Genomic DNA, 25,902 nt, shown 5'->3' with positions numbered 1-25,902 from the left:
TGCCACGGCTGACACATGGTGCCCAAAGCTGCGTCAATGCTGGCTTGAAGTGTGCCCAGCGTGCCCCATCAGCAGGGCCTGGTGTGGGCCGGGCAGAGTCCAGATACCGAAGAGGATGACCAAGAGCCCTCCGGCGATGCGCACGCCGCGCTTTCGCAGCAGGGCGGTCAGGCGCTCGGCTGCGAGGCCGGTGGCGAGCAGCACGGGCCAGGTGCCAAGTCCGAAGACCAGCATCAACAGCGCGCTATGCAGCGCGTTGCCCTGGCTGGCCGACCACAGCAGTGTGCTATAGACGAGCCCGCAGGGCAGCCAGCCCCACAACGCGCCGAACAGTAGCGCGCGTGGCAGGCTGTTGACGGGCAAAAGGCGTTTGCTCAGCGGCTGGAGGTAGCGCCAGAGCCGGCCGCCAAGCCCCTCGATGCGGACGAGGCCGCTCCACCAGCCGGCCAGATACAGCCCCATGACGATCAGCAACAGGCCCGCCGCGATGCGCATGCCCAGGGCCACCGGACTTTTCGCGACTGCCCAGCCGGCGCTGCCGATCAGCAGTCCGGCGCTGGCGTAGCTGAGTATCCGTCCGAGGTTGTAGCCAATCAGCAGCTGTAGCCGGCGTCCACGCTGCTCGGGTGGGGTGGCCATGGTCAGCGCTCCCATGAGTCCGCCGCACATGCCCAGGCAGTGACCGCCCCCCAGCAGGCCGAGGATGAACGCGGAGACCATCAGTGGCAGCAACTCAGTCAAGCGGGCGTTCCTTGGCAGGACGTCCTTCGGCTTCGTCGATGCCCGCCTGGTGGCGTGGGTCTTCGTCGTCAAAAAGAATGCTGTGGGCCGGGCTTTCCATATCGTCGTACTGGCCCGAATCGACGGCCCAGAAGAACAGCCAGATGGCGAGGCCGACGACTATCACGGCGATTGGGATCATTACATACAGCGCGGTCATGGATGCTCCATTTGGACGGTCTCAGGCCGGGCGGGCAGGGGCGCCATGGGTCGGACGTCGTCGCTCGCCAGGGACAGGCGCAACGCATTCAGTACCACCAGCAGCGAACTAAGCGACATGCCCAACGCCGCCCACAGCGGAGTCACCCAGCCAACCGCCGCGAAGGGCAGGACGCAGCCATTGTACAAGCACGCCCAACCGAGGTTTTCGATGATGATGCGTCGAGTGCGCCGGGCGATACGGAACGCCTGAACCAGGCTGTCGAGGCGATTGGAGAGAAGCACGGCGTCGGCGCTGGTCTTTGCCAGGTCAGTCGCCGAGCCCATGGCGACGCTGATGTCCGCGGCGGCGAGCACCGGTACGTCGTTGATCCCGTCACCGAGCATCAGTACATGCCTTCCGCTGTCGCGCAGCTCGCGAAGAACGGTCAACTTGGCTTCGGGGGTAAGTCCTCCGCGGGCGTCATCTATGCCGAGTTGTGCGGCGATCTCGCCCACCATCGGCGAGCTGTCGCCGGAAAGCAGCAGTACCTTCCAGTTGCGCGCGCGGCAGGCGTCGACGAGCGCGGGAGCATCCGCGCGCAGACGGTCGTTCAACACCAGCCAGGCGAGCGGCCCCAGGTTGTCACCCAACAACAACCATTGGCCCTGATCACCCGGTATCTCGGGAGCCGGCCCGGCCGCGAGCGAGGCGACGAAGGCGGGCTGACCGATGCGTAGCTGGCGGCCCTCGACCCAGCCTTCGAGCCCAAGCCCCGGGGCGCTTTCGACCCGTTCGGCGACCTGGGGGGTGCGGCCGAACGCCTTGGCGATCGGGTGTTCGGAGCGGTTCTCCAGCGCGGCGGCGAGGGCCAGGCAGGTGTCGGCATCGAGATCACGCAGCGGGTGAATCCCGCCGAGGGTCAGCCGACCTTCGGTGAGCGTTCCCGTCTTGTCGAAGATGACCGTATCGATGCGGTTCAGGCCTTCGAGGAAGTGCCCACGGGTTAGCAGCAGGCCGAGCTTGTGAAGGCTTCCGGTGGCCGTGGTCAGCGCAGTAGGCGTTGCCAGCGACAGAGCACAGGGGCAGGTGGCGACCAGCAGTGCGAGGACGATCCAGAAGGCACGTTGGTGATCGATCTGCCACCAGTAGAGGCCGACTGCGGCCGTGATGGCCAGCACTATCAGGAGGAACCACTGAGCCACACGATCGGCCAGTTCCGCGAGCCGTGGTTTATCCGCCTGGGCACGCTCCAGCAGGCGGACGATCGCCGAAAGACGGGTATCGTCGCCCAAGGCCTGAACCTCGACCTTCAGGGGGCCTTCGACGTTGAGCGTGCCTGCGGTAACGCTGTCGCCCTGGGCGCGTGCAAGGGGAAGGTACTCGCCTGTCAGCAGCGATTCGTCGATGCTCGACTGACCCTCGAGAATGCGCCCGTCGGCAGGCAGCAGCGAGCCGGGCGGCACCAGCACCCGATCGCCGATCATCAACTCGCTGAGCAGAATGCGCTCGCTCTGGCCCACCGAATCCAGTCGCAGGCAGGAGGCCGGCAGCAAGTTGACCAGTTGCGCGGTGGCGGCGGCGGTGCGTTCGCGGGCGCGGCGTTCGAGATAGCGGCCGGAGAGAAGGAACAGGGCGAACATGCCGACGGCATCGAAGTACAGCTCACCAACGCCTGTCACCGTCGACCAGATGCCGGCGAGGTAGGCGCCACCGATCGCCAGCGACACCGAGACGTCCATCGTCAGGTGACGGGTGCGCAGGTCGCGTAGTGCGCCGCGGAAAAACGAGCCGCAGCAGTAGAAGACGATCGGTGTGGTGAGGAACAGGCTGACCCAGCGCAGGATCGTGTCCAGCTCCGGCGATAGATCGAGGTTGAACTCGGGCCATGTAGCCATGGCCGCCATCATCACCTGCATCCACAGCAGCCCGGCCAGTCCCAGCTGCCGCAGCGCACGGCGGTTTTCCTGATTGAGCCGCTCGGCGGCTGCGTCGGCCTGATACGGGTAGCCGGCATAGCCAATCCGACGCAACTCGTGAAGCAACTGGCTCAGTGGAGTTCGGGCATCGTCCCAGCTCACTTGTAGCCGCTGGTTGGACAGATTGAGATGCACCTCGGCGATGCCATCGACACCGCGCAGATGCTTTTCGATCAGCCAGCCGCAGGCCGCGCAACTTATCCCTTCGATCATCAGGCTGGTGCTGGCGAGATCATTCTCGTGGCGCACGAACGGCTGCTGTATGTCGCTGCGGTCGTACAGCGCGAGTTCATCGGTGAGGGCGCGGGGCAGGGCTTCCGGGTTCGCCGAGGTTTCGCTTCGGTGCTTGTAGTAGCTCTCCAGTCCGCCAGCGATGATCGCTTCGGCGACCGCCTGGCAACCTGGACAGCACAAGGCCCGCGTCTCGCCCAGCACGCGGGCCTGGAAGCGGTCGCCGGTGGTGACCGGCAGGCCGCAGTGATAGCAGGATACGGGCGTACTGCTCATGCGGCGGCTCAGTCGCCGAGCAGGATTTGCCGACCGGGAGCGACTTCCTCTTCTTCGAACAGGCGCCAGTCCTTGCCGCCCTCCGTGCCAAGCAGCTCAACGAAGCGACGGCCTTCGATCGGCTCCTGGGTTTGCCCCTGATAGACACCGTCGCCCTGCGGTTGCAGCACTATTCGCCGATCTTTTTCCGGCTGGGTGGGCGAGATCAGGTTGAGCACGATCTGCTGCGGCTGGCTGATGCCGTTAAGATGGATTTCAGCGACGCCGGTGTTTTCGTCCATCACCAGCTCTGCACTCATCTTCAACTGGCGCGCGAGCACCTCACGGTCCAGCGATGTATTGATGCCTTTGCCTGCGTCGTAATAGTTGTCCACCACGAGACTGTCGGAGTTGCGGATTGCGATCGTCAGCAGGGACAGCCCAAGAACCACGGAAAATGCCAGCAACGCGATGACGAACCACGCCCAAGGTTGCTTGTACCAACTGCTTACTACTTCGGCTTGCATAAGAATCCTTGGTTAGCGAATGCTTGGGCCGATGAATCGGCTGTCGGCTTCGTTTTCGAGGGTGGAGTCATCGGCGGATCTGATGCGGAACATGACCTTGTTGGTGCTCGATGGCAGTTTCTCTGGGTCGACGGAAAGTTCGACGGGGATCGAGAGGACCTCGCCTGCCGCGACTCGGACCTCCGCCTTGCCCTGATACTGCAGGCCTTCGATACCGTCCGCTTCGATCACCAGGGTCACGTCATGCTGGGCCTTGTTCATCAGTTTCAGCGTGTAGACGTTCTCGATCCTGCCTTCCTCGTTCTCGCGGTACAACACACGATCCTTGAGCACATCGATCTGAACCAGCGGGCGCGCCGAGATCGCATAGGCGAACAAAACGATCATCGCCACCAGCGCGACCGCATAGCCGACAAGGCGAGGGCGCAGCAGGTTGGTCTTCTGTCCGGAAAGGTTGTGCTCGGTGGTATAGCTGATCAGCCCGCGCGGGTAGTTCATCTTGTCCATGATGGTGTCGCAGGCATCGATGCAGGCGGCGCAGCCGATGCATTCGATCTGCAAACCGTCACGGATGTCGATGCCGGTGGGGCACACCTGGACGCACATGGTGCAGTCGATGCAATCGCCCAGGCCCTGGGCCTTGTAGTCGACGCTTTTCTTGCGCGGCCCACGTGTTTCGCCGCGGCGTGGGTCGTAGGACACGATCAGGGTGTCCTTGTCGAACATCACGCTCTGGAAGCGCGCATAGGGGCACATGTAGACGCAGACCTGCTCACGCAGATAGCCGGCATTCCCATAAGTCGCCAGGGTAAAGAAGCCAACCCAGAACAGCGCCCAGCCATCTATGTTGAATGCGAGCAGGTCAGGCACGAGGTCGCGTATCGGTGTGAAGTAACCGACGAAGGTGATGGCGGTGATCAGCGAGACACCAATCCAAATGCTGTGCTTGGCCAGCTTGCGGAAGAACTTGTTGGCACTCATCGGCGCCTTATCCAGTTTCATGCGCTGGTTGCGGTCGCCTTCACTGACCTTTTCCGCCCACATGAATATCCAGGTCCAAACGCTCTGTGGGCAGGTGTACCCGCACCATACGCGCCCGGCGAACACCGTGATAAAGAACAGGCCGAAGGCGCAGATGATCAGCAGCCAGGAGAGTAGAACGAAGTCCTGTGGCCAGAAAGTGGCGCCGAAGATGTAGAACTTGCGCTCCGGCAGGTTCCACCAGACCGCCTGATGGCCGCCCCAGTTGATCCACGCAGTACCGAAGTAGAGAAGGAAGAGCAGTGCGCCGCCTACACGGCGAAGGTTGCGAAACAACCCGGTGAAGGCTCGGGTGTAGATTTTTTCACGCTTGGCGTAAAGGTCGACGTTGTCGACGGCTTTGACCGGTGGGGTGACATCTCGAACGGGGATCTGCTCAGTCATACTCATACCACGGCTTTAAGGATGCCCAGACCGGTACATGCCGGTCTGGGTCAGTTTTCCTGCCGCGTATGTCATGCGTGGCCCTGTCGATGTCCGGCAGGATCGCGCCTGAGCGTTACTTCTCCGCGCCAGCAGGTTGTTGCGAAAGGCTGTAAACGTAGGCGGCCAGAAGGTGCACTTTGTCGTTGCCGAGGTGCTCTTCCTGAGCGGGCATGCGGCCGTTACGGCCATAGCGCAGAGTCTGTTGAACCTGATTGAAGCTTGAGCCGTACAGCCAAATCTTGTCACTGAGATTCGGGGCGCCCAAGGCTTGGGTGCCTTTCCCTTCAGGTCCATGACAGGCTACACAGTTGGCTTTGAATATCTCTTGACCTGCGGCAAGGTCGATTCCGTCCGGATTTTTTAACCCGGAAAGACTACGCACGTAACCCGCCACGTTCTTGATTCCGTCCTCACCGATGACTGCCAGCCACGCCGGCATGGCGCCCTGGCGACCCTTGAGAATGGTGGTCTTGATCGTGGCCGCTTCGCCGCCATATAGCCAGTCGTTATCGGTCAGATTCGGGAAGCCATAAGCTCCCTTCGCATCAGAACCATGGCAGACCGAGCAGTTGGAGGCAAACAGGCGCCCGCCCATTTTCAATGCCTGAGGGTCCTTGGCGACTTCCTCTACCGGCATCGCCGCGTACTTCGCATACAACGGGCCGTACTGTTGATCGGCGCGGTCCATCTCCTTTTCCCACTGATGCACGCCCGTCCAACCGGCTTGGCCATTTTCAAACGGCTTGCCTTCCTTTACCTCGCTATAACCCGGCAGAAGGCCTTTCCAGTTGCCCATCCCGGGATAAAGCACCAGGTAGCCGATGGCGAAAATGATCGTGCCGAGGAACAGCATGAACCACCATTTGGGCAGCGGGTTGTCATATTCCTCGATTCCATCGAACGCGTGGCCCACGGTGTCTTCTGTCGCCTCGGGGCGTTGGCCCTTGCGCGTCGCGAAGATCAGCCACAGCAGGGCCAGTATCGTCCCACTGGTCAGCAGAGTGATGTACCAACTCCAGAAAGTGGTCATTCGCTTTTACTCCTAGAAGCTTGCTCGTCGCGCTCTGCGGACGGGATCTGTTCATCGGCGAAAGGCAGGTTGGCAGCTTCGTCGAAGCTTCTTTTGCGTTTGCTGCTGTAGGCCCAGATCACCAGACCGACAAAGGCGACGAACACCAGCAGGGTGCCCAGCCCACGAATAGTCCCTATGTCCATCATGCGTTACCGTTTGTTCTTGATTGAGGTGCCCAAGGACTGCAGGAACGCGACGAGCGCGTCCATTTCAGTCTTGCCTTTAACGGCATCCCTGGCTCCAGCGATATCTTCGTTGGTGTAGGGTACGCCCAGGGTGCGCATGGCCTCCAGCTTGCGGGCAGTGTCCTTTCCATCCAGGCGATTTTCGACCAGCCACGGATAAGCCGGCATCTTCGACTCGGGAACGACGTTGCGGGGGTTGTAGAGGTGCGCACGTTGCCAGTCGTCCGAGTATCGTCCGCCTACCCGCGCGAGATCCGGGCCAGTACGCTTGGAGCCCCAGAGGAAGGGGTGATCCCATACGCTTTCGCCTGCTACCGAATAGTGACCGTAGCGCTCCGTTTCGGCGCGGAATGGGCGAACCATCTGCGAGTGGCAGCCCACGCAGCCTTCGCGTATGTAGATATCGCGGCCTTCAAGCTGGAGGGCGGTACGTGGCTGCATGCCCTCGACGGGCGTGTTGGTCTCGGCCTGGAAAAACAGCGGAACGATCTGAACGAGACCGCCGATACTCACCGCCAAGACCATGAACAGCGCCAGCAAACCGACGTTCTTCTCGACTATTTCGTGTTGCTTCATTTTACGTCGGCTCCTTAGGCGATCTGAGCGGCAGCTTCATATTCGGCCGGCTTGGCTGAGCGCACAGTGCGCCATGTGTTGTATGCCATCAGCAACATGCCGCTGAGGAAGAACGCGCCACCAATCATGCGAACCAGATAACCTGGATGGCTGGCTTCCAGTGCCTCGACGAAGGAGTAGGTGAGAGTGCCGTCTTCGTTGATTGCACGCCACATCAAGCCTTGGGTGATGCCGTTAACCCACATCGATGCGATATAGAGCACTGTGCCGATCGTAGCGAGCCAGAAGTGCGCATTGATCAATCCCACGCTGTGCATTTGCTGACGAGCAAAGACCTTAGGGATCAGGTGGTACAGCGAGCCGATTGAGATCATCGCCACCCAGCCGAGCGCGCCGGCGTGCACGTGGCCAATTGTCCAATCGGTGTAGTGGGAGAGAGCGTTGACGGTCTTGATCGCCATCATCGGGCCTTCGAAGGTCGACATGCCGTAGAAGGCAAGCGATACGACCAGGAAGCGCAGGATCGGGTCGGTACGCAGTTTGTGCCAGGCACCAGACAGCGTCATCATTCCGTTGATCATGCCGCCCCAGCTCGGCGCCAGGAGAATGATCGACATCGCCATGCCCAGGCTCTGTGCCCAGTCCGGCAGCGCGGTGTAGTGCAAGTGGTGAGGACCTGCCCAAATATAGACAGAGATCAATGCCCAGAAGTGCACGATTGAGAGACGATAGGAATAGATAGGGCGCTCGGCTTGTTTGGGAACAAAGTAATACATCATTCCCAAAAAGCCCGCAGTCAGAAAGAAACCGACCGCGTTATGGCCATACCACCATTGGATCATTGCATCGGTGGCACCCGAGTAAAGGGAGTAAGACTTGAAGGCACCTACAGGCAGTTCCATGTTGTTCACGACGTGGAGCAGCGCGACCGTTAAAATGAATCCGCCGTAAAACCAGTTTCCAACATAAATATGTTTGGTCTTACGTTTGACTATCGTGCCGAAAAAAGTAATCGCGTAACTGACCCATACAATGGTGATCAGTATGTCGATGGGCCATTCAAGCTCGGCGTACTCCTTCGAAGAAGTGTAACCCAGCGGCAGGGTTATCACTGCTAGTACTATTACCGCCTGCCATCCCCAAAATGTGAACGCAGCCAGGCCGTCAGAGATAAGGCGCGTTTGCGATGTCCGCTGCACGACATAATATGACGTAGCAAAGAGCGCACATCCTCCGAAAGCGAAAATTACCGCGTTCGTATGAAGCGGTCGCAGGCGGCCAAAACTGGCCCATGGCGTGTCGAAATTAAGCTCCGGCCACACTAGCTGCGCAGCAATCAAGACACCAAGTCCCATTCCAACGACCCCCCAGATCACCGTCATAATGGCGAACTGGCGGACCACCTTGTAGTTATAAGCAGTTTGATGGATTGCTGTGCTCATGCTAAGGGTTCCACGGTTAATGGAGGAATCAAAGGGGCAAAAAAGCGGCGGCAGTATGTAGAAAGCCCCTAGCCAATGCAATGATGTTGCCGGCAACCTGATCTATCGCTAGGCGTTGTGTTAGCCGACTATCTGCTCTTTAGTAAGGGTAGGCTCGTGGGTATAGCCCATGAGTTCCGGGCGCAGCCGGCGCCGCAAGAGCCTTAGCTTAGCGGATGGCTTTGGGGGAGGAGGGGCGAGAGTAGATGGGTAGTGCGACGCTTGGTCGCATATTGGTTTTGTGAAAGAAAAATGGCGGCGCTTCCGCGCCGCCATCAGCCCGGGCTTATTTACCTGCTACGTGTTCAGGCTGCTGTTGCGAAAGGCTGTACACGTAAGCGGCAAGCAGATGAACCTTATCGTTACCAAGGTGATCTGATTGGGCCGGCATTTGGCCGTTACGGCCGTAGCGCACTGTCTGCTGTATTTGAGCGAGGCTGGAGCCATAGATCCAACCAGCAGGGTGTGTCAGGTCAGGTGCGCCCATCATAGGTGTCCCCTGGCCCATTGCCCCGTGGCAAGCTGCACAGTTCCCATTGAAAACCTGCTGGCCTGCCGCTATGTCAACCTGGACGCCTTCCGGCAGCTTTTGTCCGGCAAGCTCTTGCCGAACGTAGGCCGCCACGTTCTTCACGCCATCTTCGCCGAGGATCTCGCCCCATGCTGGCATGGCGGCGATGCGACCTTGCAGGATGCTGGTCTTGATGGTGTCGGGATCTCCGCCCCAGCGCCAGTTGCTATCGGTGAGATTGGGAAAGCCAACCGCGCCTTTGGCATCCGATCCGTGGCAAACCGAACAGTAGGTTGCAAAGAGACGTCCACCCATTTTCAGAGCATGCTCATCCTTAGCAACATCGGCGATGCTCATCGATGCGTACTTGGCAAAGATTGGGCCGTACTCGGCATTCGCTCTGTCAACTTCACGCTGCCATTGCTTGTCTTGAGTCCAGCCGCCTTCATAACCCGGGAGTACACCTTTCCAGTTGCCAAGGCCCGGATAAAGTGCCAAGTAAACAATTGCAAAGACGATGGTCCCAACGAAAAGCAGGAACCACCATTTCGGCAGCGGATTGTCATACTCCTCGATGCCATCGAAGGAGTGCCCCAGCGTCTGATCGGTACTGCCTTTTTGTTCGCCCTTGCGAGTGGCGAAAACCAACCAGAGCAGCGCCACTAACGTGCCGATGGTCAGGAGGGTTATGTACCAACTCCAGAAAGAAGTCATTCGTTGTTACTCCTAGAATCTTGCTGGTCGTACGCTTTGGTTTTGGGCTCATCAGCGAAAGGCAAATTGGCGGCTTCATCGAAGCTTTGCTTACGCCGACTGCTGTAGGCCCAAAGCACGACGCCGACGATAGCTACAAACACCAACACCGTGCCCAGCCCGCGTAGAGTCCCGATATCCATAGCGTTACCGTTTATTCTTCAGTGAGGTTCCCAGAACCTGCAGATAGGCGACCAACGCGTCCATCTCGGTTTTTCCTTTGACGGAATCGGCAGCGGCGCCGATGTCGTCATCGGTGTAAGGAACACCCAGGGTTTTCATGGCCTTTAGTTTCGCTGCGGTATCTTTGCCGTCGAGACGGTTTTCGACCAGCCAGGGATATGCAGGCATCTTCGATTCGGGGACGACGTTGCGCGGGTTGTACAGGTGCGCACGGTGCCAATCGTCAGAGTAGCGAGCGCCGACACGAGCCAGGTCCGGGCCGGTACGCTTGGAGCCCCAGAGGAAGGGGTGATCCCATACGCTTTCACCGGCGACCGAGTAGTGGCCGTAGCGCTCAGTTTCGGCGCGGAACGGACGGACCATCTGCGAATGGCAACCTACGCAGCCTTCACGAATATAGATGTCGCGGCCTTCCAGCTGCAGTGCGGTATATGGCTTGAGGCCCTCGACCGGCTGCGTAGTTTCCTGCTGAAAGAACAGTGGCACGATCTGAACCAGGCCGCCGATGCTTACTGCCAGAACCATGAACAGGGCGAGCAAGCCGACGTTTTTCTCAAGAATTTCATGCTTTTTCATCGCGAGCTCTCCTTAGGCCATCTTCGCCGAAGCTTCGATCTGCGCCGGCTCGGCGTCACGCACGGTGCGCCAGGTGTTGTAGGCCATCAGCAGCATGCCGCTGAAGAAGATCGCGCCACCGATAACGCGGACTACGAAGCCTGGGTGGCTCGCTACCAGCGTTTCAGCAAAGGAGTAGGTCAGAGTTCCGTCTTCGTTTACTGCGCGCCACATCAGGCCCTGGGCGATACCGTTTACCCACATGGAGGCGATGTAGAGTACGGTGCCGATGGTTGCGAGCCAGAAGTGACCGTTGATCAAGCCGACGCTGTGCATCTGCTCGCGGCCAAAGATCTTCGGAATCATGTGGTAGAGCGAACCGATGGAGACCATCGCTACCCAGCCAAGAGCGCCAGCGTGTACGTGACCGATCGTCCAGTCGGTGTAGTGAGAGAGCGCGTTGACGGTCTTGATTGCCATCATCGGGCCTTCGAAGGTCGACATGCCGTAGAAGGCAAGCGATACGACCAGGAAGCGCAGGATCGGGTCGGTACGCAGTTTGTGCCAGGCACCAGAGAGCGTCATCATCCCGTTGATCATGCCGCCCCAGCTCGGAGCCAGAAGAATCAGCGACATAACCATGCCCAGGCTTTGGGCCCAGTCCGGAAGCGCGGTGTAGTGCAGGTGGTGAGGACCTGCCCAGATGTAAACGGCGATCAGTGCCCAGAAGTGCACGATCGAGAGGCGGTAGGAGTAAACCGGGCGACCGGCTTGCTTCGGTACGAAGTAGTACATCATCCCGAGGAAGCCTGCAGTGAGGAAGAAGCCTACTGCGTTGTGGCCATACCACCACTGGATCATTGCATCGGTCGCACCCGAGTAAAGCGAGTAGGACTTGGTGAAGGTAACCGGGATTTCCAGGTTGTTCACCACATGCAGCAGGGCGACGGTCAGGATGAACGCCCCAAAGAACCAGTTACCCACGTAGATGTGGGTGGTTTTTCGGGTGATCAGGGTGCCAAAGAAGACGATTGCGTAGCTTACCCACACCACCGTAATCAACAGGTCGATGGGCCATTCCAGCTCGGCGTATTCTTTTGAGGTCGTGTAACCCAGCGGCAGAGTTACCGCTGCGAGCACGATCACCAATTGCCAGCCCCAGAATGTGAAAGCCGCCAGCTTCGGTGCGAAGAGGCGCGTCTGGCAGGTGCGTTGCACTGCGTAGTAGGTGGTGGAAAACAATGCGCAACCGCCGAAAGCGAAGATCACCGCATTGGTATGCAGTGGTCGCAAACGACCGAAGCTGGTCCAGGGAAGATTAAGGTTAAGTTCCGGCCAGGCCAATTGGGCGGCGATGAATACGCCGAGCCCCATCCCGACGATTCCCCAAACCACCGTCATAATGGCGAATTGGCGGACCACCTTGTAGTTGTAGGCGGTACTGGTTGCTGTGTTCATGTATGGGCTTCCATCCACGGTTTTGGGCAGATTTCTAGTAAAGCGGGGCAAGGATGGTGAAAGGGGGCGGGAGGGGTATTGATACGGATCAACGTCTTCAGGACGGTGCTTCTGAGCCTTGGATTTGGACGCTTCCGAGCGCCTCGTCGCATGCGACGTTGCTGCTCGCCCATGGGGCGGGAGCGCCGATGGACAGCCCGTTCATGGAGTCGATGGCGCAGCACTTAGCGGTGCGGGGTGTGGCGGTTGTGCGGTTCGAGTTTCCGTACATGGCTGCACGACGCCAGGACGGGATCAGGCGTCCCCCCAATCCACAGGCACAGCTGCTTGATTCGTGGCGCCAGGTCTATGCCAGTGTGCGACGCCAGGTCACAGGTGTGTTGGCAATAGGTGGCAAGTCCATGGGGGGACGCATGGCGAGCATGCTGGCGGACGAGCTGGGCGCGGACGCGCTGATCTGTCTGGGCTATCCATTCCATGCGCCAGGCAAGCAGGACAAACCGCGTGTTGCGCATCTGGAGGAGCTTCGAACGCCGGCCCTGATCGTGCAGGGGACGCGCGATCGCATGGGCGCGGTGGCGGAGGTCGAAGGCTATGCGTTGGCGCCGGGTGTCGAGGTGCTCTGGCTGGAGTCCGGTGATCACGATCTCAAGCCAATGAAGGTGTCGGGGTTCACCCACGCTGACTATCTGGAGAGGACGGCTGTCGCAGTTGCCGCTTTTCTGGAGCGCGTCGCTGCGACAACCGCTGATTGACGGCTGCCCAACCGCCGGCCACTCGATGCTGCCGGCGGGCGTTGGGCCCTACTTGGCGATCAGCTCGCGCAGAACGTAGTGCAGGATTCCGCCGGCCTTGAAGTACTTCACCTCGTTGAGCGTATCGATGCGGCACAGCACGTCGAACTCGAACGAGGTGCCATCGCTTCGGGTAACTCCCACGGACAGCATCTGATGCGGCTTGATGTCGGCCGACAGGCCGTTGATGGACAACACCTCCGAACCGGTCAGCCCCAGGCTCGTGCGGGTCTGGCCGTTGACGAACTGCAACGCGAGCACGCCCATGCCGATGAGGTTGGAGCGGTGGATGCGTTCGAAGCTTTCGGCGATCACGGCCTTGATCCCCAACAGGGTGGTGCCTTTCGCCGCCCAGTCACGGCTCGAGCCCGTACCGTATTCCTTGCCCGCCAGGACCACCAGGGGCGTGCCCTGGGCCTGGTAGCGCATGGCTGCGTCATAGATCGACATCTTGCTGCCTTCGGGCTGGAACAGCGTGTTGCCGCCTTCCTCGCCGCCGAGCATTTCGTTGCGGATGCGGATATTGGCGAAGGTGCCGCGCATCATCACCTCGTGGTTGCCGCGTCGGGCGCCGTAGGAATTGAAGTTCTCCGGCGCCACGCCAAGGCCCTGCAGGTAGAGTCCGGCCGGCGAGCTGGCCTTGATGTTCCCCGCGGGCGAGATGTGGTCGGTGGTGATCGAGTCCCCGAACAACGCCAGTATTCGCGCTCCGGCGATGTCCTCGGGGGCTTTCGGCGGCTGGCCGATGCCCTCGAAGAACGGCGGGTTCTGCACGTAGCTCGAGCTGGAGTCCCACTCGTAGGTGTCGCCGGCGCTGGTTTCGATCGCCTGCCAGTTCGCGTCGCCGCTGAACACGTCGGCGTATTGCTTGCGGAACATGGCGCCATCCACCGCGCTGACGGCTGCCGCCACTTCAGCATTGCTGGGCCAAACGTCCTTCAGGTAGATCGGCTTGCCTTCGCCGTTCACGCCCAACGGGTCCTTGCCCATGTCGATCCGCGTGGTGCCGGCGAGTGCGAACGCAACCACCAGCGGCGGCGAGGCCAGCCAGTTCGCTTTCACCATGGGGTGAACGCGACCCTCGAAGTTGCGGTTGCCCGAAAGCACCGACGAGACGATCAGGTCGTTGTCGACGATGGCTTCGCCAATCGCCTCGGGTAGCGGCCCCGAGTTGCCGATGCAGGTGGTGCACCCATAGCCGACCAGGTTGAAGCCGAGTTCGTCCAGGTATCGGGTGAGCCCGGCGTTCGCCAGGTAGTCGGTCACCACCTTGGAGCCAGGAGCGAGCGAGGTCTTCACCCACGGCTGGCAACGCAGGCCAAGCTCGACGGCCTTCTTCGCCACCAGGCCGGCAGCCATCAGCACGCTGGGGTTGGAGGTATTGGTACAGGACGTGATCGCGGCGATCACTACGGCGCCATGCCTGAGGCTGAATGACTCGCCCTGCACGGGCACGGCGATATCGGCTTGCTGCAGGCGGCCGCTTGTTTCCAGCAGCAGATCGAAGCTGGCACCGATGTCCGGCAGGTCGACGCGATCCTGCGGACGTTTCGGTCCGGCCAGGGACGGCCGCACGCTGTCCAGTTCGAGCTCCAGGCTGGCGGTGAACACAGGCTCAGGGCTGTTCGCATCGCGCCACAGGCCCTGTGCCTTGCTGTACGCCTCCACCAGCGCGATGCGTTGCTCGTCGCGGCCCGAGAGGCGCAGGTAGTCGATGGTGACCTGGTCCACGGGGAAGAAGCCGCAGGTGGCGCCGTATTCGGGCGCCATGTTGCCGATGGTGGCGCGATCGGCGAGGGGCAGGCTGTCCAGGCCGGGACCGTAGAACTCGACGAATTTGCCGACCACGCCCTGCTTGCGCAGCATCTGCGTGACTGTGAGCACCAGGTCGGTGGCGGTAACGCCCTCGCGCATCTTACCGACCAGGCGGAAGCCGACGACTTCCGGGATCAGCATCGACACCGGCTGTCCCAACATGGCCGCTTCGGCCTCGATCCCGCCTACGCCCCAGCCCAGCACGCCCAGGCCATTGACCATGGTGGTGTGCGAGTCGGTGCCCACTAGGGTGTCCGGGTACGCGTAGGTGTCGCCGTTCTCCTCGCGGGTCCAGACCACCTGGGCCAGGTATTCCAGATTGACCTGATGGCAAATGCCGGTACCCGGCGGCACCACGCGGAAATTGTCGAAGGCCTGCTGTCCCCAGCGCAGGAAGGCATAGCGCTCGCCGTTGCGCTGCATCTCGATCTTTACGTTGTCGCCGAAGGCCTGGTCGTCGCCGAAACGGTCGACCATCACCGAGTGGTCGATCACCAGATCGACCGGCGACAGCGGGTTGATCTTCTGCGGGTCGGCGCCGGCCTTGGACACCGCGTCGCGCATCGCCGCAAGGTCGACCACGCCCGGCACACCGGTGAAATCCTGCATCAGCACGCGCGCCGGGCGGTACTGGATTTCGCGGTCGGAGCTGCGTGTCTTCAGCCAGTCGACCAGGGCGTGGAGGTCTTCGCCACGTACGGTCTGGTTGTCTTCCCAGCGCAGCAGGTTTTCCAGCAGGACCTTGAGCGACGCCGGCAGGCGGCTGATGTCGCCGAGACGCTTGGCTGCCTCCGGGAGGCTGAAGTAATGGTAGGTACGGCCGCCCACATCGAGGCTGCGGCGGCAGTTGAGGCTATCCAGGGAGGGCATTTGCGTATCTCCTTGCGGCCCATGGTCGAGGGCGTTGCGGTGGTGCCGGATCGAGCCGGCGCCTTGAGTACGGTAGCGGGTGCGGCGAATACTGGCCTGTCGATGCCGCGTGCGGCCGACTGTGGAAGGCGGGCCGGCTTTACTCGCGCCGCCATTCACTGGACAGACCGATACGCCCCCGGTTCCCGCGTCGGCTATCATGCGCGCCCCGCCCGGGGGCCGCATCACGCGGTTGCCCGCTTCTGGAGAGTGTCACGTGGATACCCTGTTGCTGCATTGCCGCCCCGGTTTCGAGAACGAAGTCTGCGCCGAGATCGCCGAACATGCGGCGCGTCTGCAGATGGCGGGCTATTCGAAGGCGAAACCGAACAGCGCCTATGCCGAGTTCGTTTGCAGCGAGGCCGGCGGCAACGCCAGGCTGATGCACAAGCTGGCGTTTTCCGAGCTGATCTTTCCTCGCCAGTGGGCGCGCGGTGAGTACCTGCAACTGCCCGAGGCCAAGCGTATCGAGGTGCTGCTCGAGAAACTGCAAGGCTACCCGGTGTGCGGCAGCCTGTGGCTGGAAGTGTTCGATACCAACGAAGGCAAGGAGCTGTCGACTTTCTGCAGGAAGTTCGAGGCACCGCTGCGCAAGGCGCTGCTGCAGGCCGGTCGGCTGGTCGAGGATGCGAGCAAGCCGCGCCTGCTGCTGACGTTCCGGAGCGGACGGGAGGTGTTTCTCGGGATCGCCGACGCTGGCAACAGCGCGCTCTGGCCGATGGGCATCCCGCGGCTGAAGTTCCCCCGCGAGGCGCCGAGTCGCTCGACACTGAAGCTGGAGGAGGCCTGGCACACCTTCATTCCGCGCGAGCAGTGGGATGAGCGGCTGGCGGACGACATGACCGGCGTCGACCTCGGTGCCGCGCCCGGTGGCTGGACCTACCAACTGGTGCGTCGCGGCATGCTGGTGACCGCCATCGACAACGGTCCGATGGCGCAGAGTTTGATGGATACCGGGCTGGTCCAGCACCTGATGGTCGACGGCTTCACCTGGAAACCCAAGCGGCCGGTCGACTGGATGGTCTGCGACATCGTCGAGAAGCCGGCACGCAATGCGGCGCTACTGGAAACCTGGATCGGCGAGGGCTTGTGCCGCGAGGCGGTGGTCAACCTCAAACTGCCGATGAAGCAGCGCTACGCCGAGGTCAAGCGCCTGCTGCTACGCCTGGAAGAGGCTTTCGCCGCCCGGCGGATCAAGGTCTCGATCGCCTGCAAACAGCTCTATCACGACCGCGAGGAAGTGACCTGCCATCTGCGCCGCCTGTCCTGAGCACGGCGCATCGGCGACAATGACCGCCAGCCTATCTGGAGTACCTCGATGTCTCTGCAACACGATGCCGTTCTGGACGCCACCGGTCTCAACTGCCCCGAGCCGGTGATGATGCTGCACAACCAGGTGCGTGACCTGCCCGCTGGCGGGCTGCTGAAGGTGATCGCCACCGATCCGTCGACGCGGCGCGACATCCCCAAGTTCTGCGTCTTTCTCGGCCACGATCTGGTCGAACAGCAGGAGGAGGGCGGCACCTACCTCTACTGGATACGCAAGAAGGCCGACTAGGCCCTCGCGCGTCGCGCCGCCTTGTGGATCCTCTTGCGAGAGCTGCGTGCCAGGCGTGTGGCCAGCAATACCGCCGCACAACTCAGGCCGACCACCAGGCCCTGCCAGAGCCCGCGTGGCCCGGACGGCTCGCCCAGCCAGTCGGTCAGGCCGAGCGCGTAACCCACCGGCAGCCCGACGCCCCAGTAGGCCAGCAGCGTGAAGATCATCGTCGCACGGGTGTCCTGGTAGCCGCGCAGCGCGCCGGCGGCGGTGACCTGGATGGCGTCGGAGAACTGGAACAGCGCGACGTAGAACAGCAGGCTGCCGGCCACCGCGATCACCGCCAAATCCTCGGTGTAGATATGTGCGATGTGCTCGCTGAGCAGCATCACCAGCGTCGCCGAGCAACAGGCATAGCAGAGCGCCGAGAACATCCCGACACCGGCGCAGAAGCGCGCCTCGCGGGGCTCGCCGCGGCCCAGCGCCTGGCCGACCCGGACGGTGACGGCGATCCCCAGCGACAGCGGCAGCATGAAGATCATCGAAGAGAAATTGAGCGCGATCTGGTGGCCGGCCATCACCGTCGCACCCAGCCCGCCGATCAGCAGCGCGATCACGGCGAAGATGCTCGACTCGGCGAAGATCGCGATGCCGATGGGCAGGCCGATCGTCAGCAGCCCCCGTATCGGCGGCCACGACGGGGGCTCGAAGTGGGCGAACAGCTGGCTGGGGCGATAGCGCGGCGCCAGCTTGATCCAGCCCAGCAGGCCGAGCAGCATGCAGTTCATCACCAGCGCCGTGCCCCAGCCGCAGCCCACGCCGCCCATCGCCGGCAGGCCCAGCTTGCCGAAGACGAACACATAGGTTGCCGGGATGTTGATCAGCAGCCCGAAGATGCCGAGGAACATGCTCGGCCGGGAATAGCCGATACCGTCGCTGAAGCAGCGCAGCGCCTGGTACATCGCCACAGCCGGAAAACCGAATGCCATGGCGCGCAGGTAGCCCATGCTGGGCTCCATCAGGCTGGTCTCGACCCGCATGCTGCGCAGGACCACGTCCGCATGCCATAGAAGCGTGGCGGCGCTGCATCCGAGGAACAGCGCGAGCCACAACGCCTGGCGTACCAGCGGGCCGATCTCCTGCGGCTGGCCTGCACCGAAACGCTGGGCCACCTTGGGCGTGGTCGCCAGGATCACGCCGGTCATGAACAGGTACAGCGGCACCCAGATCGAGTTGCCCAGCGCCACCGCGGCGAGGTCGCGTGGGCTCACCCGTCCGGCCATCAGCGCATCGGTGAAGCCCATGGCGGTATGGGTGAACTGGGCGATGATGATCGGCGTGGCGAGGCGGAACAGCGCGCCAAGCTCCTGGCGCACCCGGCCCCAGCGGGATTTCAACGACATGGTGATCCTGAGCGGGTGCGGAAAAGGCCGCGTAGTGTACGCAGCGACGAAGGGGCGGAAAACCCGGATGTCGTCGCATGGCTTAGAATGGCCGCCTCGAACTGGAGCCCGTGCATGCAAATCCTCGCCGACGAAAACATTCCCCTGGTCGATGCCTTCTTCGGCGCCTTCGGCCCTATTCGCCGTCAGCCCGGCCGCGGCATCGATCGCGCGGCGCTGGGCGACAGCGAGGTTCTGCTGGTGCGCTCGGTGACCGACGTCAACCGCGAGTTGTTGCAGGGTAGCGCCGTGCGTTTCGTCGGCACCTGCACCATCGGCACCGACCATCTCGATCTCGACTACTTCAATGAAGCCGGCATCGCCTGGGCCAGTGCGCCGGGGTGCAACGCACGCGGCGTGGTGGACTACGTGCTCGGCAGCCTGCTCGCCCTGGCGGAGCACCACGGCGTCTCGCTGCGCGAGCGTTGCTACGGGGTGGTCGGTGCCGGCCAAGTCGGTGGGCGCCTGCTCGACGTGCTGCGCGGGCTGGGATGGCGCGTGCTGGTGTGCGATCCGCCCAGGCAGGCGCTGGAAGGCGGCGATTACGTCGACCTGCCGACCATCCTGCGCGAGTGCGATGCGATCAGCCTCCACACGCCGCTGACCCGCGAGGGCGCCTGGCCAACCCATCATTTGATGGGGCGCGAGCAGCTTGCGGCGCTCAGGTCGGGGACGTGGCTGATCAACGCGGCGCGGGGCGCGGTGGTCGACAACGCTGCATTGAGCGACATCCTGCGGCGGCGAGCGGATCTCGATGCGGTGCTCGACGTCTGGGAAGGCGAGCCGCTGGCCGACCCGCAGCTGGCGGCGCTGTGCCGCCTCGCTACGCCGCACATCGCCGGCTACAGCCTGGACGGTAAGCTGCGTGGCACGGCGCAGATCCATGGCGCCTTTTGCGAGTGGCTGGGTGTTGCCGCCGAAGTGAGCCTGGATGCCCTGCTACCCACGCCCTGGCTGACGCAACTCGCGTTGCAGGCCGACGCCGATCCCGAATGGGCACTGGCTACGCTTTGTCGCGCCGTGTACGACCCTCGGCGGGACGACGCGGATTTCCGCCGCAGCCTGCACGGGGATCCCTCGTTGCGTCGTGGCGCCTTCGATGCGCTGCGCAAGCATTACCCGCTGCGCCGCGAGATCGATGGCCTGCGGGTTACCCTGGGCGGGGAGGCCGACGAGCTGGCGCGCTGGGTTCGGGCCTTGGGTTGCACGCTGGATTGATCCGGCATCAATGAAAAAGCCCGGCTCGTGCCGGGCTTTTTCATCGCGTGCGGAGGCTCAGTTCTTCGCGGGCGCCAAGAACCATTCGTCATCCAGCTCTTCGCAGGCGTGCTGGATCATCTTCTCGGTGATCGGTACTTCCTGGCCGTGCGCATCGATGATGGCGCCGCTGACCGGCTGTTGCGGGTCGACATGGACCACGCGGGGTTCATTGTCGTCATGGGGTTGATTCATCGCTGTCTCCTCATCGGTTCGCGCGCAGTCTAGGCAACCCAGATGAACGCACCGTGACATTGGGCACCTGTCGAGGCGCCAGAAAACGAAGGCCGGCCTGTCCGCAACCGCGTCCGCCCGGCTCTCGTGGTTGACCTTGCTTGTCGGCGCAGAGTTCGCGAAATGAAGCGCGCACCGGAGGTTCTCGACCTGTGGTCGCCGCGCCAGGCCGGCACTCACGCCTGAGCACGGTGCTTTTCGTCGACCATGTTGCCGATTTGCCGGATCACCTCACGGCTGGCGCCTTCGGCGTTGTTGAAGGCACTGACGATGCCATCATGCACCTGCTCGTCGCTCTCCCAGTCCTGAGCGGACAGGTCCATGGCCCTGGCCACGGCCTGATGCAGGTCCGACTGCGGGCGCTCCAGATCGCGATAGGCCCTGGTCTGGCCGAACAGGGCCTGGCCGGTGCCGTTGCGATACCAGTCCTGCGGGCTGCCCTCATCGATGCCGTGCTGGCCGTCGGTGCCTTCGACGCGCGCGTAGGCGTTCTGCATGAACATGATGTGGTCCATCTTCACCAGCGAGGCGAAGGAAAGGTCCTTGGCGCGGCTGAGCTGCTCGATGGTGGATTGCGAGCTGCTGGCGAATTCGCTGAAGCGACCGCGGAAGGCGTCCACCTGTGCGCTGACCTGAGCGCTCTGCTGGCCGGTGCTCCGCGTCTGTTCGACCATCACTCCCACGCGCTCGCGGAACCCGCCGATGATTCCGGAAATCTCGCCCGTGGCCTGCTTGGTGCGGTGTGCCAGGGCGCGCACCTCGTCGGCGACCACGGCGAAGCCGCGGCCGATGTCGCCCGCGCGGGCCGCTTCGATCGCCGCGTTGAGGGCCAGCAGGTTGGTCTGCTCGGCGATCTCCGCGATGATCCGCAGCGCCTGCCCGATGCTGCCGCTGGCGTTGCCCAGCGCATCGGCGGACTCCGCCATCGATTGCATGCGGTCGTTGATGTGGGCCAGCGAGTCGTTGAGCTGATCGACTTCCTGGCGGCTGTCATGGGCGTTGTCACGGTTGCGCTCCGCGATCGCCGCAACCGATTCGATCTCCGCGGCGACGACGTTCAGGTCGTTCTGGTTGCCGCGCAGGTTGGTCAGCAGGTTGGACGTGTTCAGCGCATGCAGGCTGGAGGACAACCGGTTGCGCATCACGTAGCGGGTGTTTTCCTCCATCGCTGTGATTGCCTGGTTGATATGGCTGAGCGAGGTGGCGAACTCGCCGGGAAGCCCGGCCGACAGGGCGCGGCGATAGAATTTGCGCTCGGCGACCATGCCGAAGCAGGTGTTGATTTCCTTGAAGTAGGTTTCCACCAGATCGAGGAACTCGTTGAGCTCCCAGGCGACCTTGCCGATCTCGCCGAGGCCGGCGGTGTGGGTGATGCGCTGGTGCAGATCGCCCTCGCGGCAGGAGAGGATTACCCGCGCCATCTGGTTGAGCGTCGCTATCGGCCGCTTGCTGTGGGCGACGGCGTACAGGCTGAAGGCGATCGAGATGCAGGGCACCAGGACCTGCGGCCAGCTGAAACCCAGGGTCAGCATCTGCCAGCCGGCCAGCAGCAGGTTGAGCGTGACGAAGACCGTGCAGCAGATGATGAATTTCTGATTGAGGAAGGGGCTGTGTCGGCTGGTCTGACTGCGCATGGCCTGGCTCATTGCCGTTCCCCTTGCTGGTAGAGGTTGAGGATGAACTGGTCGTAGCTGAGGCCTTCTTGCGCCGGCAGCTCCATCAGATAGGCAAGGGAGGCGAGGGGCGCCTCGTTCTTCGGTTCGCTGCGTTCGATCTCCAGCATCCGGCGGTACACCGGCTCAATGATGCGCACCGCCGAGGCCGGCGCCGGGCGCCTGACGGAGTAGTAGCCGGTGATGTTGCCCTTGAGGTCGCGATCCGGGGTGATGTTGGCGAAAACCCAGTAGAAGTCGCCGTCCGAGTTCATGTTCTTCACCAGGCCGAAGAACTCGCGGTTCTGCTGCAGGGTGTCCCAGAGCAGCCTAAACACGCCGCGCGGCATGTCCGGGTGGCGGATAAGGCTGTGCTGCTGACCGAGCACCTGGGTCTCGGAATAGTTGGCGACACGCATGAAGCAGCGGTTGGCGTACGTCACTCGCCCGCTGAGATCGCTCTTGGAGATGATCATCTCCCGATCATTGAAACGGACTTCTTTTCCCGTCGGCTTGATGCTGTTCTTCATCCGCGCACTCCCCTGGTGAGTGCTGTATTTTGCCGCACCCCAATACGCCGCCTAATGCTCGGGATCAATTCGGCATCGTAGAGACGGGCTCAGGGATAGGGGATAGAGCTGTTTTTTAAGCGCGGAGCCACAGGGCGGCGTTTCAGGATTCGATGAGCGCGGTGACGCGGGGAGGGAGGCGACCCCGCCGGTTACGGGGTCGAGGGCGGGTCAGTGGTATTCGCAGAGGTACGCGGTGTCCACGGACACCTTGAGCTGGAACTTGCTGTTCGCCGGTACGGTGAAGCGGGCGCCGGCGTCGAAGGTTTCCCAGGCATCGCTGCCTGGCAGTTTGACTGTCAGCGCACCGGCGATCACGTGCATGACTTCAAGTTGGCTGGTGCCGAACTCGTACTCGCCGGGCGCCATGACGCCGACGGTGGCCGGGGCCTGGTTCAGCTCGAAGGAAAGGGATTTTACGGTACCGTCGAAGTACTCGTTTACCTTGAACATGCGGGCTCCTCGAAGGGGGATTCAAATTGGGCGGCCAGTATGCCCAAGCCGCTGCGGTGCGTCATCCCGTTCGGCCGTCGAACGCCAGCGGCAGCAGGCGCGCGGTATTGCGGGCGTCGTCGAGGGCCCGATGCTGTTGGCCCTGGAAGCTCATGCCGGCGAGCGCCAGCGCGGCATGCAGGCCTACCGGACGTTTCAGTTGGCGGACCTTGGCGAAGTGGCGCTTGAGATCGGTATGGGCAAGGCTGGAGAGATGACTGCCCAGTCGCTGACGTTGCCACTCCAGGTGCAGCTGCTGGCGATCGTAATCGCCCCAGCTCGCCCAACCCTGCAGTCGTGGGTGGTGCGGCTCCAGCCAGCGCTCGAAGGCGGGCCAGACCTGGCTCAGTGGACGCGCGGCATCTATGTCGTTTTGCGTGACCTGGGTAAGTTCGCGGCAGAACGTGGTCAGCAATGGGCGGCGGAGCGGACGCACGAAGCGCTGGAAGTGGTCGATTTCACGTCCCTTCGCGTCCACCAGGCAGGCGCCGATTTCGATGATTTCCATTTCTTCGACCGGCCAGCCACCTTCTTCCGTGGTGGCTTCCAGGTCGAGTACCAGCCAATGTCCCATAGGCTTTCTCCAGTGATCGGGTGGGCGTGCTCATCGGGCGTTCAGAACGGCAGGGGTGCCGTGCTAGGCTTCGACACCGCAAATCCAGAGGTGTGTCATGGCGAAAGTTGCTTTTATCGGCCTGGGCGTCATGGGTTATCCCATGGCCGGGCATCTGGCAAGCAAGGGGCACGAGGTGCGTGTGTACAACCGCACGGCGGCCAAGGCAGAACAGTGGGTTGCCGAACATGGCGGCAGCAGCGGCGCCACCCCCCGTGAAGCGGCGGAAGGCGCTGAGCTGGTGATGGTGTGCGTCGGTAACGATGATGATCTGCGCGGCGTGGTCCTCGGTGACGAGGGGGCCTTCGCCGGAATGGCCGCGGGCAGCGTGCTGGTAGACCACACCACCGCGTCGGCAACGGTCGCGCGTGAACTGGCAGCCGCCGCCAACGAGCGCGGCCTGGGCTTTCTCGATGCGCCGGTTTCCGGCGGTCAGGCGGGCGCGGTCAACGGCGTACTGACGGTAATGGTCGGTGGCGCGGCAGAGACCTACGCGCGCGCCGAGCCGGTGATCCAGAGCTACGCAAGGATGTCGCGACTGATGGGCGAGGTGGGTAGCGGCCAGCTGACCAAGATGGTCAACCAGATCTGCATCGCGGGTGTCGTACAGGGGCTGGCGGAAGCCGTGCACTTCTCGCAGCAGGCCGGGTTGGACGGCCTGGCGGTGATGGAGGTGATCGGCAAGGGGGCCGCGCAGTCCTGGCAGATGGAAAACCGCCACAAGACCATGCTGTCCGGCGAGTTCGACTTCGGTTTCGCCGTCGACTGGATGCGCAAGGACCTTTCGATCCTGCTGGAAGAGGCCCGTCGCAATGGCGCGCAGCTGCCGATGACGGCACTGGTCGACCAGTTCTATGGCGAAGTCCAAGCCATGGGCGGCAACCGCTGGGATACCTCGAGCCTGCTGGCGCGGCTCAAACCGACCAAGTGATGGCGATGCGGGCGGCCGCCCGGCCGTCCGCCGACGTCACTGAGTCCTAGGCGCGGAAGATGAAGTACACCGCGCCCAGCAGGCAAAGGCCCGCCCACAGGTAGTCCAGTCTGAGCGGCTGCTGCATGTAGAACACGCTGAATGGCACGAAGATCGACAGCGTGATCACTTCCTGCATGATCTTCAGTTGGCCCACTGACATCGTCGTGTAACCGATCCGGTTAGCCGGCACCATGATCATGTACTCGAACAGCGCGATTCCCCAGCTGATCAGCGCGGCGATAAACCATGGTTTGCTGTGCAGCGTCTTCAGGTGGCCGTACCAGGCGAAGGTCATGAAGATGTTGGAAAGGCTCAACAAGGCAGCAGTCTGCAACCAGATCGGCATCGGCGAAGCTCCGGAATGTGCGGCCGCTGAGCCTACTGCCTGCCCGTCGCGCCGCCAAGTCTTGCCACCATCAATTGGATGGCTGCCATCCGTGTGGCGTACAGGTAATATCGCCGCCCGTAGAACCCTTGGTCCCGTTTTACGAGGTCGCCTGTCTCCATGCAATGCCGTCCCGGTTGCGGTGCCTGCTGCATCGCCCCTTCGATAAGTTCGTCCATTCCAGGCATGCCCCAGGGCAAGCCCGCGGGCGAACGTTGCATCCATCTTTCGGTCGACTACCTGTGCGCGCTGTTCGGCGCTCCGGGTAGGCCGCCCGTGTGCTCGCAGTTCCAGGCCGAACCCTCGGTTTGCGGGAGCAACCGTGAAGAGGCGATCAGCTTGCTCGGCTGGCTGGAGCAGGCGACCGCTTAGCGTGCGCTCGACGGATGAGCCGTCGAGTCGCTCGAGTCTTTGATAAGGAGAAAAATAAATGAGGCTTTTGCATCAACTGGCGCTGGTCTGCGGATTCACAGCCGTATTGCCTACGATCGTTCATGCCGATGACTGGAAGCTGGAGAAGGAAGAGGCGGGCATCAGTATCTACCTCAGCCCGGTAGCCGGCTCCAAGTACAAGGCTTATCGCGGCGTCACCACGGTCAAGGCGGACATCGCCACCATCCGTGCGCTGCAGGAGGATGTCAGCGGTTCCTGCGCGTGGATCTTCGAGTGCAAGGAGCAGAAGCTGCTCAAGCAGGAGGGCGACCAGGCCTGGACCCACACCTACTTCACGCCTCCGTGGCCGGTCACGGCGCGTGATTCGATCCTGCACATCACGACTACACAGGAAGCCGACGGTAGCCTGACTCGTACCTTGGAGGGCGTGGCCGATTACCTGCCCGAGGAAAAGGGCTATGTACGCGTAGCCAAGGTTGAAGGCCTGTGGAAGCTGACGCCCAAAGGCCCGGGCCAGACGGAAGTGACCTATCAGGTACAGACCGAGCCGGGTGGCAGCGTGCCATCGTGGCTGGCCAATAGCTTCGTGGTCGATGCGCCGTTCAATACCCTGAAAGGGCTACGCGAGCGCGCCGAGAAGAAGTAGGCCTTTCTTCCGGGCAAAGAAAAAGGCTGCCTCGGC

General features: G+C 62.4%; 28 protein-coding genes. 7 read left to right on the top strand and 21 right to left on the bottom strand.

What is annotated here, in order from left to right:
- Window positions 1-33: 33 nt before the first annotated feature.
- From B2X67_RS07415 to ccoN (B2X67_RS07355), 13 genes are all read right to left on the bottom strand, one after another.
- Window positions 34-741: a sulfite exporter TauE/SafE family protein gene (locus B2X67_RS07415; RefSeq protein ID WP_273229217.1), complete on the bottom strand. Its 708-nt coding sequence runs from the start codon at window positions 739-741 to the stop codon at window positions 34-36.
- A complete protein-coding gene (ccoS, locus tag B2X67_RS07410) occupies window positions 734-940 on the bottom strand; it encodes a cbb3-type cytochrome oxidase assembly protein CcoS (protein WP_090229327.1) in 207 nt (68 codons plus the stop codon). The genes B2X67_RS07415 and ccoS overlap by 8 nt, the downstream gene beginning before the upstream one ends.
- Window positions 937-3,405, bottom strand: coding sequence for a heavy metal translocating P-type ATPase (locus tag B2X67_RS07405; protein WP_286785089.1), 2,469 nt, complete (start codon window positions 3,403-3,405; stop codon window positions 937-939). Before B2X67_RS07405 ends, ccoS begins: the two co-directional genes overlap by 4 nt.
- A gap of 8 nt (window positions 3,406-3,413) precedes the next feature.
- The gene (locus tag B2X67_RS07400; protein ID WP_286785088.1) at window positions 3,414-3,911 is read right to left on the bottom strand and encodes a FixH family protein; all 498 of its coding nucleotides are present in this window, start codon (window positions 3,909-3,911) and stop codon (window positions 3,414-3,416) included.
- Between the two features lie 12 nt (window positions 3,912-3,923).
- Window positions 3,924-5,336: a cytochrome c oxidase accessory protein CcoG gene (gene ccoG, locus B2X67_RS07395; RefSeq protein ID WP_286785087.1), complete on the bottom strand. Its 1,413-nt coding sequence runs from the start codon at window positions 5,334-5,336 to the stop codon at window positions 3,924-3,926.
- 115 nt (window positions 5,337-5,451) lie between these two features.
- Window positions 5,452-6,408: a cytochrome-c oxidase, cbb3-type subunit III gene (gene ccoP / locus B2X67_RS07390; protein ID WP_273229213.1), complete on the bottom strand. Its 957-nt coding sequence runs from the start codon at window positions 6,406-6,408 to the stop codon at window positions 5,452-5,454.
- Entirely contained in the window at window positions 6,405-6,593 is a 189-nt protein-coding gene (locus tag B2X67_RS07385) for a cbb3-type cytochrome oxidase subunit 3 (RefSeq protein WP_273229347.1), read from the bottom strand. The genes ccoP (B2X67_RS07390) and B2X67_RS07385 overlap by 4 nt, the downstream gene beginning before the upstream one ends.
- A 6-nt stretch (window positions 6,594-6,599) precedes the next feature.
- A complete protein-coding gene (gene ccoO, locus B2X67_RS07380) occupies window positions 6,600-7,211 on the bottom strand; it encodes a cytochrome-c oxidase, cbb3-type subunit II (RefSeq protein WP_286785086.1) in 612 nt (203 codons plus the stop codon).
- A 14-nt stretch (window positions 7,212-7,225) separates the two neighbouring features.
- Complete coding sequence (ccoN, locus tag B2X67_RS07375; protein WP_273229212.1) at window positions 7,226-8,653, bottom strand: cytochrome-c oxidase, cbb3-type subunit I; 1,428 nt, start codon at window positions 8,651-8,653, stop codon at window positions 7,226-7,228.
- Between the two features lie 325 nt (window positions 8,654-8,978).
- The gene (ccoP, locus tag B2X67_RS07370) at window positions 8,979-9,917 is read right to left on the bottom strand and encodes a cytochrome-c oxidase, cbb3-type subunit III (RefSeq protein WP_273229211.1); all 939 of its coding nucleotides are present in this window, start codon (window positions 9,915-9,917) and stop codon (window positions 8,979-8,981) included.
- Window positions 9,914-10,099 (bottom strand): cbb3-type cytochrome oxidase subunit 3, encoded by a 186-nt coding sequence (locus B2X67_RS07365; RefSeq protein ID WP_090229305.1) that lies wholly within the window; start codon window positions 10,097-10,099, stop codon window positions 9,914-9,916. Before B2X67_RS07365 ends, ccoP (B2X67_RS07370) begins: the two co-directional genes overlap by 4 nt.
- 4 nt (window positions 10,100-10,103) lie before the next feature.
- Window positions 10,104-10,715: a cytochrome-c oxidase, cbb3-type subunit II gene (ccoO, locus tag B2X67_RS07360; RefSeq protein WP_273229210.1), complete on the bottom strand. Its 612-nt coding sequence runs from the start codon at window positions 10,713-10,715 to the stop codon at window positions 10,104-10,106.
- A gap of 12 nt (window positions 10,716-10,727) precedes the next feature.
- Complete coding sequence (gene ccoN, locus B2X67_RS07355) at window positions 10,728-12,152, bottom strand: cytochrome-c oxidase, cbb3-type subunit I (RefSeq protein WP_090229298.1); 1,425 nt, start codon at window positions 12,150-12,152, stop codon at window positions 10,728-10,730.
- A gap of 53 nt (window positions 12,153-12,205) precedes the next feature.
- Between ccoN (B2X67_RS07355) and B2X67_RS07350 the strand changes: the two genes are divergently transcribed.
- Window positions 12,206-12,907: an alpha/beta family hydrolase gene (locus B2X67_RS07350; RefSeq protein WP_273229209.1), complete on the top strand. Its 702-nt coding sequence runs from the start codon at window positions 12,206-12,208 to the stop codon at window positions 12,905-12,907.
- A 48-nt stretch (window positions 12,908-12,955) separates the two neighbouring features.
- On the opposite strand, the gene acnA is transcribed toward B2X67_RS07350, so the two are convergent.
- Entirely contained in the window at window positions 12,956-15,631 is a 2,676-nt protein-coding gene (acnA, locus tag B2X67_RS07345) for an aconitate hydratase AcnA (RefSeq protein WP_286785085.1), read from the bottom strand.
- 256 nt (window positions 15,632-15,887) lie between these two features.
- Here acnA and rlmM point away from each other — a divergent pair, with 256 nt between their 5' ends.
- Together rlmM and tusA are read left to right on the top strand one after the other, a co-directional pair.
- On the top strand, window positions 15,888-16,940 hold the full coding sequence (gene rlmM / locus B2X67_RS07340; RefSeq protein WP_286785084.1) for a 23S rRNA (cytidine(2498)-2'-O)-methyltransferase RlmM: 1,053 nt from the start codon (window positions 15,888-15,890) through the stop codon (window positions 16,938-16,940).
- A 48-nt stretch (window positions 16,941-16,988) separates the two neighbouring features.
- Window positions 16,989-17,228, top strand: coding sequence for a sulfurtransferase TusA (gene tusA, locus B2X67_RS07335; protein WP_090229289.1), 240 nt, complete (start codon window positions 16,989-16,991; stop codon window positions 17,226-17,228).
- On the opposite strand, the gene B2X67_RS07330 is transcribed toward tusA, so the two are convergent.
- Entirely contained in the window at window positions 17,225-18,613 is a 1,389-nt protein-coding gene (locus B2X67_RS07330; protein ID WP_286785083.1) for an MATE family efflux transporter, read from the bottom strand. The genes tusA and B2X67_RS07330 overlap by 4 nt on opposite strands.
- 114 nt (window positions 18,614-18,727) lie before the next feature.
- Here B2X67_RS07330 and pdxB point away from each other — a divergent pair, with 114 nt between their 5' ends.
- Window positions 18,728-19,870, top strand: coding sequence for a 4-phosphoerythronate dehydrogenase PdxB (pdxB, locus tag B2X67_RS07325; RefSeq protein ID WP_286785082.1), 1,143 nt, complete (start codon window positions 18,728-18,730; stop codon window positions 19,868-19,870).
- Window positions 19,871-19,927: 57 nt separating this feature from the next.
- On the opposite strand, the gene B2X67_RS07320 is transcribed toward pdxB, so the two are convergent.
- The 5 genes from B2X67_RS07320 to B2X67_RS07300 form a co-directional block, all read right to left on the bottom strand.
- Window positions 19,928-20,104 (bottom strand): PA1571 family protein, encoded by a 177-nt coding sequence (locus B2X67_RS07320; RefSeq protein ID WP_286785081.1) that lies wholly within the window; start codon window positions 20,102-20,104, stop codon window positions 19,928-19,930.
- 215 nt (window positions 20,105-20,319) lie between these two features.
- The gene (locus tag B2X67_RS07315; RefSeq protein ID WP_286785110.1) at window positions 20,320-21,285 is read right to left on the bottom strand and encodes a methyl-accepting chemotaxis protein; all 966 of its coding nucleotides are present in this window, start codon (window positions 21,283-21,285) and stop codon (window positions 20,320-20,322) included.
- Window positions 21,286-21,785: 500 nt separating this feature from the next.
- On the bottom strand, window positions 21,786-22,325 hold the full coding sequence (locus B2X67_RS07310) for a PAS domain-containing protein (protein WP_286785080.1): 540 nt from the start codon (window positions 22,323-22,325) through the stop codon (window positions 21,786-21,788).
- Between the two features lie 210 nt (window positions 22,326-22,535).
- Complete coding sequence (locus tag B2X67_RS07305) at window positions 22,536-22,817, bottom strand: pyrimidine/purine nucleoside phosphorylase (protein ID WP_273229202.1); 282 nt, start codon at window positions 22,815-22,817, stop codon at window positions 22,536-22,538.
- A gap of 61 nt (window positions 22,818-22,878) precedes the next feature.
- Complete coding sequence (locus B2X67_RS07300; protein ID WP_273229201.1) at window positions 22,879-23,430, bottom strand: exonuclease domain-containing protein; 552 nt, start codon at window positions 23,428-23,430, stop codon at window positions 22,879-22,881.
- 97 nt (window positions 23,431-23,527) lie between these two features.
- On the opposite strand from B2X67_RS07300, the gene B2X67_RS07295 reads away from it, so the two are divergent.
- Window positions 23,528-24,400: an NAD(P)-dependent oxidoreductase gene (locus B2X67_RS07295; protein ID WP_273229200.1), complete on the top strand. Its 873-nt coding sequence runs from the start codon at window positions 23,528-23,530 to the stop codon at window positions 24,398-24,400.
- Window positions 24,401-24,446: 46 nt separating this feature from the next.
- On the opposite strand, the gene B2X67_RS07290 is transcribed toward B2X67_RS07295, so the two are convergent.
- Window positions 24,447-24,788: a DMT family protein gene (locus B2X67_RS07290; RefSeq protein ID WP_273229199.1), complete on the bottom strand. Its 342-nt coding sequence runs from the start codon at window positions 24,786-24,788 to the stop codon at window positions 24,447-24,449.
- Between the two features lie 159 nt (window positions 24,789-24,947).
- Between B2X67_RS07290 and B2X67_RS07285 the strand changes: the two genes are divergently transcribed.
- Together B2X67_RS07285 and B2X67_RS07280 are read left to right on the top strand one after the other, a co-directional pair.
- Window positions 24,948-25,199 (top strand): YkgJ family cysteine cluster protein, encoded by a 252-nt coding sequence (locus tag B2X67_RS07285; RefSeq protein ID WP_273229198.1) that lies wholly within the window; start codon window positions 24,948-24,950, stop codon window positions 25,197-25,199.
- Window positions 25,200-25,257: 58 nt separating this feature from the next.
- Window positions 25,258-25,866 (top strand): START domain-containing protein, encoded by a 609-nt coding sequence (locus B2X67_RS07280; protein WP_273229197.1) that lies wholly within the window; start codon window positions 25,258-25,260, stop codon window positions 25,864-25,866.
- Window positions 25,867-25,902 lie beyond the last annotated feature (36 nt).

It is taken from the genome of Pseudomonas sp. UBA3153, from assembly GCF_002364635.1.
Taxonomy (GTDB): Bacteria; Pseudomonadota; Gammaproteobacteria; order Pseudomonadales; family Pseudomonadaceae; genus Pseudomonas_O; species Pseudomonas_O kuykendallii.
Note: the sequence above shows the minus strand (reverse complement) of the source record. Positions and strands in the feature narration are given on the sequence as shown.